This window comes from Segatella maculosa DSM 19339 = JCM 15638, from assembly GCF_000382385.1.
Lineage (GTDB): Bacteria > Bacteroidota > Bacteroidia > Bacteroidales > Bacteroidaceae > Prevotella > Prevotella maculosa.
On record NZ_KB908356.1, the window covers coordinates 1 to 10,719 of the forward strand.

Genomic DNA, 10,719 nt, shown 5'->3' on the forward strand with positions numbered 1-10,719 from the left:
ACGTGTCCAAACACTTGGACTAACTTGTCCAGCTCATTGGACAAACGTGTCCAATCAATTAGACAGGCGTGTCCAAACGGTTGGACTAATGTGTCCAATGAATTATACAAACATGTATAATGAGCTGTACAAGTCTGTATAAGTAATTATACAAGCCTGTATAACCGGTTATACAAACGCGTATAAGCTGCTTTGTCCACGTATGCGAGGCTGACACATCCTTATCTTAGTCAAGAGACAGCACATTTAGTATTCACATCAACAATGACAAAGAAATGAAAACAAGAGTATTTACCATCATCGCCCTTTGCCTGCTCTTTGCGGGCAGGGCAAGCGCGCAGTGGGCGGTCATCGACCCCTCCAACATCGCGCAGAGTATCATCAACGCCGGGAAGAACATCGCACAGACCACGACCACGGCGCAGAACATGGTCAAGAACTTTCGGGAGACCGTGAAGATTTACGAGCAGGGCAAGAAATACTACGACGCCCTCAAATCAGTGAATGGTCTCATCAAGGACGCCCAGAAGGTACGCAAGACCATTCTCATGGTGGGCGAGATTACCGACGTCTACGTGAACAGCTACCGCCGGATGCTGCACGACAGCAATTTTTCACCCGCAGAACTCAGTGCCATCGCCTTCGGCTACACCAAGCTCCTCGAAGAGAGCAACGACGTGCTCAAGGAACTCAAGCAGGTGGTGAACATCACCACGCTCTCGATGACCGACAAGGACAGAATGGACGTGGTAGACCGCTGTTACATGCGGATGAAGAACTACCGCAACCTCGTGAATTACTACACCAATAAGAACATCTCCGTGAGCTACCTGCGCGCCAAGAAGAGGAACGACCTCGACCGCGTGATGGCGCTCTACGGCAATGCGAACCAAAGATACTGGTAGGCCATGAACTTCGACAACCTTCACGAAATCCTCCGTTCGCTCTACGAGGAGATGATGCCGCTGTGTGCCGACATGGCGGGCGTGGCGAAGGGCATCGCCGGTCTGGGTGCGCTCTTCTACGTGGCTTACCGCGTGTGGCAGTCGCTCGCCCGTGCCGAGCCCATCGACGTCTTTCCGATGCTCCGCCCGTTCGTCATCGGGCTGTGCATCATGTTCTTCCCCACGGTGGTGCTCGGCACGCTTAACGGCGTGATGAGTCCCATCGTCAAGGGCACCAACGGGATGTTGCAGGAGCAGACCTTCGACATGAAGAAGTACCGCGAGCAGAAAGACAAGTTGGAATACGAGGCGATGGCACGCAACCCCGAAACCGCCTACTTGGTGAGCGACGAGGCGTTCGACAAGCAGATCGAGGAGCTGGGCTTCTCGCCCGCCGACTTGGCGACGATGACGGGGATGTATCTCGAACGGGGTGCCTACAACCTCGAAAAGAAAGTGCGTGACTTCTTCCGTAGCATCATGGAGCTGCTCTTCGAGGCCGCCGCGCTCATCATCGACACCCTGCGCACGTTCTTCCTCGTCGTGCTGGCGATACTCGGTCCGATTGCCTTCGCTATCTCCGTGTGGGACGGCTTTCAGTCCACGCTCACGCAGTGGATATGTCGCTATGTGCAGGTGTACCTCTGGCTGCCCGTGTCCGACCTGTTCAGCACCATTCTTGCAAGGATACAGATACTGATGCTGCAGAACGACATCACCGAGTTGCAGAACAATCCCGCCTTCTCCATCGATGCGAGCAACGGGGTGTACATCGTCTTCCTCGTCATCGGCATCGTGGGCTACTTCACCATCCCCACCGTCTCGGGCTGGATCATTCAGGCAGGCGGCATGGGCAGCTACAACCGCAGCATCAACAACATGGCGAGCCTTGCCGGCAAGCGTGCGGCAGGTGCGGCGGGAGCCGTGGCGGGCAACGCCGCCGGGCGTGCGGGACACCTCATCAAGTCCGCTTACCAGCGCATGAAATCGTAAAACAGAAAAGAAAGAAACGAATAGAACAATGGAATTCAAATCTCTAAAGAACATCGAAAGCTCGTTCAGGCAGATACGCCTGTTCGGCATCATCTTCCTCTGCCTGTGCACGGCTATCGTGGGCTATACGCTGTGGAGTTCCTACCGGTTTGCCGAGCGGCAGCGCGAGAAGATTTACGTGTTGGACGGGGGCAAGAGCCTGATGCTCGCCCTCTCGCAGGACTTGTCGCAGAACCGCCCCGCCGAAGCGCGGGAGCATGTGCGGCGTTTCCACGAACTCTTCTTCACCCTCTCGCCCGACAAGAGCGCCATCGAACACAACGTCCGCCGCGCCCTGCTCTTGGCAGACAAGAGCGCCTACGACTGCTATGCCGACTTTGCCGAAAAGGGCTATTACAACCGCATCATCGCGGGTGGCATCAACCAGACGCTCCGGGTGGACAGCGTGGTGTGCAGCTTCGACGCCTATCCCTATCGCGCCGTGACCTATGCCACACAGCTCATCATCCGTCAGAGCAACGTCACCCGACGAAGTCTCAAGACGGAGTGCCGCCTCCTGAATGCCGCCCGTTCGGACGACAATCCCAACGGCTTTACTATCGAGGGTTTTAATATTCTCGAAAACAAGGACCTTCAAACCGTGAAGCGATGAAAAGGAAAAAGACCAGCAAGGCACTATGGCGGGCATTGTGGAAAGTCTACGACTTCCGCAAACGCGCTTTACGGCGGTTGCGGGCTTACCACGACAGCCTGTCCGAGCGGACGCGGCGGCGCATCGTCCTGACGATGCTCGTCCTTTTCGCCCTGCTCTCGCTCTATACCGTCGGCAAATCAGTCTATGGTCTGCTGCGTGGTGGCGGCGAGCACATGGAAATCAAACATATTCAAACGTTCAAACAAAAACGATAATGATACAGACAAGTAAAGAAAAACAGAAACGGCCGCTCACCGAAGCCGAGCGGCAGCGGAGGATGAAACTGCTCGTCTATCCGCTCATGGTGCTGCTCTTCGCCGGCTCGATGTGGCTCATCTTCGCGCCCTCGTCCGCCGACAAAGCAAAGGAAGACGCGGACAAGGGCTTCAACATAGAGATGCCCGCCGCCGACAGTACGGGCATCATCGCCGACAAGCGGAAAGCCTATGAGGCGGCAGAGATGGAGCAACGCCAGCAACAGCGCAACCGAGACCTGCAAGACCTCGGCTCACTCTTTTCCTCGGATAATACGAGTACAGCCCATGCCGCCATCGATGATTTCGGCACGGGCGGGCAACCCGCTCCGCAGGACAATGCACAGGGCAGCACATCTTCCGTACGCTCTTCACTGGGTGCCTACCGCGACCTCAACACCACGCTGGGCGGCTTTTACGAGCGCGAGCAGCCGAAGCAGGACACGGAAAAGGAAGAACTCAAAGTCCGCCTGCACGAACTGGAAGAGCGTCTGAATACGCAAAGCAGCCGTTCCTCTGCGATGGACGAGCAGGAGGCGCTCTTGGAAAAGTCCTACCGGCTGGCGGCGAAGTACATGCCCGCTTCGGGCGGCTCTGCGCCTTTCGGCAAGGCAGCCATGGGCGATACGCTGCAAGCGGCTGCCTCGGCAGGCGCACACAGGAAAGCCGTGGTGACACCCGTCAAGCGGGTGGTGCGGCAGGTGGTCTCTGCGCTCGGGCAGCCCATGACGGACGAAGCTTTTATTACTGCCCACTCCCAAGCGCGTAACTACGGCTTTCAGACGGCGGTGGGTGTGCAGGCTACGGCGGAGAAGAACACCATCGCCGCCACCGTCTACGGCAACCAGACCGTCAGCGACGGACAGACGGTGCGCCTGCGGCTCTCTGAACCGATGGCGGCGGGCGAACGTATTCTGCCGAAGAACGCCCTTATAACGGGCGCGGCCAAGATACAGGGTGAACGGCTCACCATCGTCATCGAGACGCTCGAATACGGCGGTATGCTCATCCCCACTGCTCTCTCGGTCTATGACACCGACGGGCAGGAAGGCATCTTTATTCCCAACTCGATGGAGCGCAGTGCCGCCAAGGAGATTGCCGCCAACATGGGCACCGCCGCGGGCAGCAGCATGAACATCTCCACCGATGCGGGGGCACAGCTCGCCGCCGACGTGGGCAAGGGGCTCCTGCAAGGCACGTCGCAGTACTTCGCCAAAAAGGTGCGCGCCGTCAAGGTGCATCTCAAGGCGGGCTACCGCGTGTTGCTTTTTCAAAAGAAAGATTAATCGACAATATTTTTATTACCAACTAAATCCAACAGTAAAATGAAGAAAATGTTATTTGTCCTCGCCCTCTTTATGGGCGTGGCATGTGCGAATGCACAGCAACAGGGTATTAAACAGGTGAAACCGGTGAGCGTTGCCGCCGCTGCACCGTATGACGGACTGACGCGACAGCTGACCTTCGAGCGGATGATACCGCCCCACGGATTGGAAGTGACCTACGGGAAAACGGTGCACATCCTTTTTCCCGCAGAAGTGCGCTACGTAGACCTCGGCTCGCCCAACCTCATCGCCGGTAAGGCGGACGGAGCGGAGAACGTCATCCGCGTAAAATCCACCGTCAAGGGCTTTCAGGGGGAGACGAACATGAGCGTCATCACCGAAGATGGCTGCTTCTACACTTTTAATGTGCGCTATGCCGACGAGCCGCTGCTGCTCAATGTGGAGATGACGGACATCATTCACGACGGTGAAAGTGCGAACCGTCCGAACAATGCGCAGGAGGTGTACCTTAACGAACTGGGCAGCGAGAGCCCGATGCTCGTGCGGCTCATCATGAAGTCCATTTACAGGCAGGACAGACGAACAGTCAAGCACATCGGCTGCAAGCGTTTCGGGGTGCAATACCTGCTAAAAGGCATCTATACACACGGCGGACTGATTTACTTCCACACCGAAATCAGGAACCAAAGCCACATTCCTTTCGACGTGGATTACATCACGTTCAAAATCGTGGACAAGAAGGTGGCCAAGCGCACGGCCGTGCAGGAACAGGTCGTGCTTCCGCTGCGAGCGCAGAACTATGTTACCTGCGTGCCGGGCGGCAAGAATGAGCGCACGGTCTTTGCCATGTCGAAGTTCACCATCCCCGACGGCAAGCAACTTGTCGTGGAGCTGTGCGAGAAGAACGGCGGCAGGCATCAATCGTTCACCATTGAGAACGAAGACCTTGTGCGTGCAAGGGAAATCAGCGAACTTGAAGTGAAGTAATGATGAGAAAGCTTGCATTTTTCCTCTTTGTCGTGTCGCTTGCCCTTTTTCGGGGGCAGGCGCACGCCCAACGCTGTCTGCCCGGAATGAAAGGCATCCGCCTCACGGCAGGCATGGCAGACGGTTTTTATTCTCCCTCCTCCAAGAATGAAACGGGCTATTCGTTCGGGGCTTCGCTTGCCACCTATACCAAAGGCGGCCATCAATGGGTGTTCGGAGCGGAATATCTCCGTCGATACCATCCCTATCGCGAGAGCCGCATTCCCGTGGAGCAGTTCACGGGTGAGGGAGGTTTCTTCTGTGACATGCTTTCGGACGGAAGCAAGACCTTTTTCCTGTCGGCGGGTGTTTCCGCCTTGGCAGGCTATGAGACGGTCAATGGCGGTAAGAAACTGCTCTTCGACGGCTCTACCGTACGCAATAAAGACGGTTTTGTTTATGGTGGGGCAATCACCTTACAGGCGGAGACCTATCTGACGGACAGATTGGTGCTGCTGCTCTACGGCAGGGAACGCTGTCTGTGGGGAGGCTCTACGGGGCATTTCCATGTGCAGTACGGTGTCGGACTGAAAATCATGATGGACTGACGATGGACGCACGACGAATGAGAGAAATCCCCATTGCGGACTTCCTGAACGCAATGGGAGTTCGTCCGGCAAAACAGCGAGGGCAGGTCTTGTGGTATTCCGCTCCGTATCGCACGGAGCGGACGCCCTCCTTCAAGGTCGACACCACCAAGAATGTATGGTTCGACTTTGGAACGGGCAATGGTGGCGACATCTTCGACTTGGCAGGAGCATTCATCGGGAGTGAGGATTTTCTTTTGCGGGCGGCTTTTATCGCAAAGAGCAGGGCGTGTCCGCTTCCCGTTATGGAGCAATCGCCAAGGAACAAAGAAGGAGAACCCGCCTTTGAGGATATTTGGGTGCGTCCCTTATTGAATGGCAGACTACTGGGCTATTTGAAAGAACGGGGCATCGATGCTCATGTTGCCATCCCCAACTGCGAGGAGGTGAGGTATCGTGTGCGGGGCAAGCGGTATTATGCCATCGGCTTCCGCAACAGGGGCGGAGGACTGGAATTGCGCAATCGCTTCTTCAAGGGGTGCATACCGCCCAAGGATATTTCACTGAAGCGCAACGGCTCGGACATCTGTTCTATCTTTGAGGGCTTTATGGATTATCTCTCTGCTATGCAAATGGGCATCATTGCTTCGGATTGGCTTGTGCTTAATTCCGTTTCCAACGTGGAGAAAGCGTTGCAAGTGCTTGGCGACTATCAGAGGATTGAATGCTATCTCGACAACGATGATGCGGGGCGAAGGACTTTTGATAGGTTGAGGGTAAACTTCGGGGATAAAGTCGTTGACCGTTCCTCTCTGTATGCCGGCCACAAGGATTTGAATGAGTACCTGCTCTCTTGGCGGGCAGGACTGAATGTATAACGATAAAATGTAACAAATGATGAGAAAGAAAATTTTTAATATGATTTGGGTAATGGGAGTGCTTGCCCTCGCCGTGTTTTGTCTATCTGCTTGTGATAATAAGTTGGATATTCAAACGGCATATCCGTTCAAGTTAGAGACGATGCCCATACCGGGTAGGATAACAAAAGGGCAGACCGTGGAGATACGCTGCACGCTCGTACGGCAGGGGCGGTTTGCCGACACGCGCTACAGTATCAGGTATTTCCAATATGATGGCGCGGGCGTGCTACGCATGGATGACGGTATGGTATTCAAGCCCAACGACCGTTATCCGCTTAAACGCGAAATGTTCCGCCTCTATTACACCTCCGCCACCACCGATGCACAGAAGCTCACGATTACGGTGGAGAGTTCCGACGGACAGGCACAGGAGCTGGATTTTAGTTTCAACAACGACACGAAAAAGGACGAGAGTGGGGGGCAGGACACTTCGTCAAAAGAGGATGAGAGGCATTTTGGCGGCAGGCGTTAGGCGGATATCTTGCTTATGTCTGCTTGTACTCACTGCTCTTTCCTTGCCTGCACAGCCACGTCAACCGCTTTCACGCTTCGAACGTGCCGTGCGCTGCGTGAAATTCTTCGAGGGTTGGCATGGGCGCGGTCGGTATCCGTATGTCGGTTACGGTCACCGACTGCTGAAAGGAGAGCGGTTTATGGCAAGTATGACCGAACGGCAGGCGGACTCGCTCCTACGTGCCGACCTGCTCAGCCGATACGCCCTCTTTCGCCGCTTCGGCAAGGATGCCCTGCTCCTGACCGTTCTTTCTTACAATGTGGGCACCGGCACGCTACTCGGTGGCAGAAATCGTCCCAAAAGCCGACTGATACGGAAACTCGAACAAGGCGACAGAAACATCCTGTCTGAATACCTCTCTTTCTGTCGCTATAAAGGCAGGGTGCTGCCCGGTCTGCTTAAACGGCGGCGCGTGGAGTTTGCTCTGTTTTATATCCCCTGAGTAAAATCCGAATGACTCCATATAAAAACTCCCTCCATCCGTATGAAATACCGATAGGGGGAGTTTTTGTGTGCTATTTTTCTTCGTATTGCTTTCTGCCATTCGCAGAATGAAGACTTATGGTTTCTTTGCTCCTTTCTTTTTCGCCTTTTCTTTGCTCATGAAAGAAAGGAGCGGGCGGCGGATATACCACCCGTTAAGTACGCTGTTGTTTACTCCTTTTGAATGGTTACTCGCGTGGTCTTTACTTCGGGGTGGGTAGAGAATGCCCAGTTTATCTCTTCATCGGGCAAGGTGCTGTGAATGCTTCCACCCATCACCAAACCGCACGATTGCAGGACTTTCTGTCGTGCGTCCTCCTCGCTTTCGGCAAGGATTTCAAACACGCCATCAAAGATGTATTGTGTCCGCACTCTATAAATTCGTTTCTTCTTCATAATCTTAAAATTCGACCTTTAATAATCTGTATTCCTTTGGCTCTCCATTAGATAATTTGCGGTGTGTGAGCCAAAAGTGATGTGCACCATAGCCGTATGCAAAGAACTTGTCGAGTTCCGTTTCTTCGGCTATCTGTTTAATGGCTGTCCTTAACTCCTCTTTATTGGCAGATAGGGTTATCGCATTGATAACCCTTACGAGTATGTAAGGTATCTCGTCTGCCCAGTTGCATACGATGCTCTCTATTTCTACTTTCATTGCTGTGATAATTTGGTGGTTTATATTTTTCTTTATGCTGTTGCCCTCATTCTTTGGCGTATAAGCTTGCTGTTGGCATTCACAAGATTTACTATCTGCTCGTGGTACCCCGTATTCTTGTTGCACGCGCCACGACTTTGCAACACTTTTAAGGTTTGCAGCGATACTTCGATAGTCTCTATCCGCCTGCCCTCAATGGTTGCCGAAAGGATAAGGGAGTCTTCTTTAAGGTAGTATCTATTGGAAAACACACAATGATGCATAGCTACCCCTTCTTCCAAATACTCTTGCACACTCTCCAATACGCGAACTTGGATTGTGCCGTCCGTGAAATGGATACCGAAGAACTTGGATTTGAGTTCTTGGAAACGTTTTTCATCTTCGATTGCCTTTTGCCATTTTCTCTCGATTTCTTCTTTTTCTCTTTGCCTGCGTATTTTGTCTTCTATGCGGTCGTGCTCGGCCTTAAGGTCTTTGGCACAAAGGTACTTCGGGCTGTGAACGTCTTTGCCCAACCTGCGGAGCATATCCACATAATCACACCACAAGGAAATGTCTTTTATCTCATACCCGTTGCGAACTGCAATCTTATAGGACTGCCAATAGGCTTCAAATGCCCTTGCGTTGTTGAGAAAATAGCGCAAATGGTCTATGCGTCCTGCCTTGATGAGGGTTTCCACACGGCTGTCGGTGAGTAGTGCCGGGATAAGGGCAACAGGTGCGATTTGGTGAAAATCGTCCTTAAAGCCGTTCCTGCGGAGTGTGTCCGTTACCTTGAACTTGGGGTATATGGGTGCACAAGCCACATAACGGTAGGCTTCATTATCGTTGCGCACAGCCATTGGCGAATAGAAAGAGAACGTGTCCACATAATGCCCCAATATGCGTTGAACGGCTATCACAACCTTTCTCCCTTGCCCGTTCCACCAATACTGACCGATTTCGATTGTCTCATATTTCGCCTTACAACCTTTCTCCATGCCCACTACTATCAGGAACATACGCAACACTTGGTATGTTCCGCAGGTAGTGAGGATAGTGAAGTATTGCTTCTGCTGTAATTTGCGCCCGTAGGTTTCCTCAACCTGCAACCTTGCCCCACAATGGGAGCAGGTGCAAGTTTGGGCAGGTTTTTCCATTATCCAACTATGTCCGCAGTCCATACACGTAGTATGACCTTTGGGTAATCGGTAGGCAAAGTGGCCGATGCACTCATGGAATGCCCACTTGCTTTGTGTCTTGGTAATGGGGCGCAAATGCTTGCTTTCAGCAAGCACAGCCTTTTCAAATCTGTTTCTCGGTTTCATACTCTTTCCTCCTTGCTTTATTCGTTACGAAATACATAGCCGTTCTTATACCAATAGTCCGTGTCGAAAAGGTCGTCGGCATATTTTGAAAAATCGAAGTAGCTCAATGCAAAATCGGACAAGTCGTTTTCCATTTTCACAAGTTCTTCCGCAAATTCCTCCTTGCTTGCATAACTGCCGATATAGGCGGATTGGAAAGACTTCACAAGGTCGTAAGCGTCTTGTGTGAGTTTGATGTTATTGCCCTCCGCCCATGTCCAAAAGGCTTCTTTCTCCGTGTCGTTCAGTCTGTCCAACTCGTCTCGAAGTTCAAAGAAATTTTCTTCCAAATTGCTCTCGTCTATCAGACTATCGGGAATGTTCTCCCAATCTTGGAACATATATTCGGGTTCTTCCTCGTCTTCGTGTATCTCGGCACAATACTCCAGAAAGCCGTCCAAATCGAAAAAATCCGAAAGGCTTACCCACTCGCCCTGCAAAGTGCCGTTGTTGTACTTGGCATAAGTGCCTACGTAAATCCGTGCTTTGTTCAAATCCATTGCTTCCATATTGCGATATTGTCTAAGGGTTAAAAATCAAATAGTGAGGGTTGTACAATCTTGTTTTCCGCTTTCTTGGTACGTTCGCTGTGGTTGCGCATCTTGGCAAGCTGTTCGCGTTGGTATTGCTCAATGGCTTGCCTGCGTGCTTCCGCCTTTTCTTCGTCAGTAAGCTGTACCACGTGGTTTACGGCTATGTGACAATTAAGGGGCTTGCCAACGTCGATATTATCCTCGTCAAAATAATGCACTGCCTGCGAATATATCTCCCCGTCTGAAAAGCCTGCACATCCGCTGTTTTTCACGTAGTTGAGAATATAGGTAATGCAGTCGTCGATGTTCTTGCCCTCCTTGCGGTAGCTTACGGCAAAGAGTTCGTCTTCGGCTGCCCTATTGTCCAAATAGGCTTGAATGGTTCGTTTGAAATGGTCGGTTGCTTTCATTGTCGTATGATTTTAATTAAACGATAGCTTGGATAATTTGCATTCTGTGTTGGGGACTGACCATTTCAAAGCAGAATGCGATAAACTCTTTTCTTGCTTCTCTGCGCAACTCCTTGTACAATGTTTTCAGTTGC

Annotated in this window: 15 protein-coding genes; 10 read left to right on the top strand and 5 right to left on the bottom strand. The window is 52.4% G+C overall.

What is annotated here, in order from left to right; genetic code table 11:
• The first annotated feature begins 275 nt into the window (after window positions 1-275).
• The 10 genes from H164_RS0113745 to H164_RS0113790 are packed head-to-tail and all read left to right on the top strand — an operon-like array spanning window position 276 to window position 7,600.
• On the top strand, window positions 276-905 hold the full coding sequence (locus H164_RS0113745; protein WP_019969161.1) for a DUF4141 domain-containing protein: 630 nt from the start codon (window positions 276-278) through the stop codon (window positions 903-905).
• Between the two features lie 3 nt (window positions 906-908).
• On the top strand, window positions 909-1,937 hold the full coding sequence (traJ, locus tag H164_RS0113750; RefSeq protein ID WP_019969162.1) for a conjugative transposon protein TraJ: 1,029 nt from the start codon (window positions 909-911) through the stop codon (window positions 1,935-1,937).
• A 28-nt stretch (window positions 1,938-1,965) separates the two neighbouring features.
• On the top strand, window positions 1,966-2,589 hold the full coding sequence (gene traK / locus H164_RS0113755; protein ID WP_009161585.1) for a conjugative transposon protein TraK: 624 nt from the start codon (window positions 1,966-1,968) through the stop codon (window positions 2,587-2,589).
• Window positions 2,586-2,846: a TraL conjugative transposon family protein gene (locus H164_RS0113760; protein WP_019969163.1), complete on the top strand. Its 261-nt coding sequence runs from the start codon at window positions 2,586-2,588 to the stop codon at window positions 2,844-2,846. Before traK ends, H164_RS0113760 begins: the two co-directional genes overlap by 4 nt.
• Window positions 2,846-4,171, top strand: a complete 1,326-nt coding sequence (traM, locus tag H164_RS0113765) for a conjugative transposon protein TraM (protein ID WP_019969164.1) — start codon at window positions 2,846-2,848, stop codon at window positions 4,169-4,171. The genes H164_RS0113760 and traM overlap by 1 nt, the downstream gene beginning before the upstream one ends.
• Window positions 4,172-4,210: 39 nt before the next feature.
• Entirely contained in the window at window positions 4,211-5,158 is a 948-nt protein-coding gene (traN, locus tag H164_RS0113770) for a conjugative transposon protein TraN (RefSeq protein ID WP_025830359.1), read from the top strand.
• Between the two features lie 2 nt (window positions 5,159-5,160).
• Entirely contained in the window at window positions 5,161-5,745 is a 585-nt protein-coding gene (locus H164_RS0113775) for a conjugal transfer protein TraO (RefSeq protein ID WP_026356390.1), read from the top strand.
• Window positions 5,746-5,747: 2 nt separating this feature from the next.
• Complete coding sequence (locus H164_RS0113780) at window positions 5,748-6,602, top strand: toprim domain-containing protein (RefSeq protein ID WP_025830360.1); 855 nt, start codon at window positions 5,748-5,750, stop codon at window positions 6,600-6,602.
• A 19-nt stretch (window positions 6,603-6,621) separates the two neighbouring features.
• The gene (locus H164_RS0113785) at window positions 6,622-7,116 is read left to right on the top strand and encodes a DUF3872 domain-containing protein (RefSeq protein ID WP_025830361.1); all 495 of its coding nucleotides are present in this window, start codon (window positions 6,622-6,624) and stop codon (window positions 7,114-7,116) included.
• Window positions 7,088-7,600 carry a glycoside hydrolase family protein gene (locus H164_RS0113790; protein WP_238315339.1) on the top strand — a complete coding sequence of 171 codons (513 nt, stop codon included), beginning with the start codon at window positions 7,088-7,090 and terminating at the stop codon, window positions 7,598-7,600. The genes H164_RS0113785 and H164_RS0113790 overlap by 29 nt, the downstream gene beginning before the upstream one ends.
• A 212-nt stretch (window positions 7,601-7,812) precedes the next feature.
• Here H164_RS0113790 and H164_RS0113795 read toward each other — a convergent pair whose 3' ends face one another.
• Genes H164_RS0113795 through H164_RS0113815 form a run of 5 tightly spaced genes read right to left on the bottom strand, consistent with a single transcriptional unit; the run spans window position 7,813 to window position 10,585 of the window.
• On the bottom strand, window positions 7,813-8,037 hold the full coding sequence (locus H164_RS0113795) for a hypothetical protein (protein ID WP_019969170.1): 225 nt from the start codon (window positions 8,035-8,037) through the stop codon (window positions 7,813-7,815).
• A gap of 4 nt (window positions 8,038-8,041) precedes the next feature.
• Entirely contained in the window at window positions 8,042-8,296 is a 255-nt protein-coding gene (locus tag H164_RS0113800; RefSeq protein WP_019969171.1) for a hypothetical protein, read from the bottom strand.
• 32 nt (window positions 8,297-8,328) lie between these two features.
• Entirely contained in the window at window positions 8,329-9,603 is a 1,275-nt protein-coding gene (locus H164_RS0113805; RefSeq protein ID WP_019969172.1) for a PcfJ domain-containing protein, read from the bottom strand.
• A 17-nt stretch (window positions 9,604-9,620) separates the two neighbouring features.
• Window positions 9,621-10,151 carry an antirestriction protein ArdA gene (locus H164_RS0113810; protein WP_019969173.1) on the bottom strand — a complete coding sequence of 177 codons (531 nt, stop codon included), beginning with the start codon at window positions 10,149-10,151 and terminating at the stop codon, window positions 9,621-9,623.
• 20 nt (window positions 10,152-10,171) lie between these two features.
• Window positions 10,172-10,585 (bottom strand): PcfK-like family protein, encoded by a 414-nt coding sequence (locus H164_RS0113815; protein WP_019969174.1) that lies wholly within the window; start codon window positions 10,583-10,585, stop codon window positions 10,172-10,174.
• Window positions 10,586-10,719: the final 134 nt, after the last annotated feature.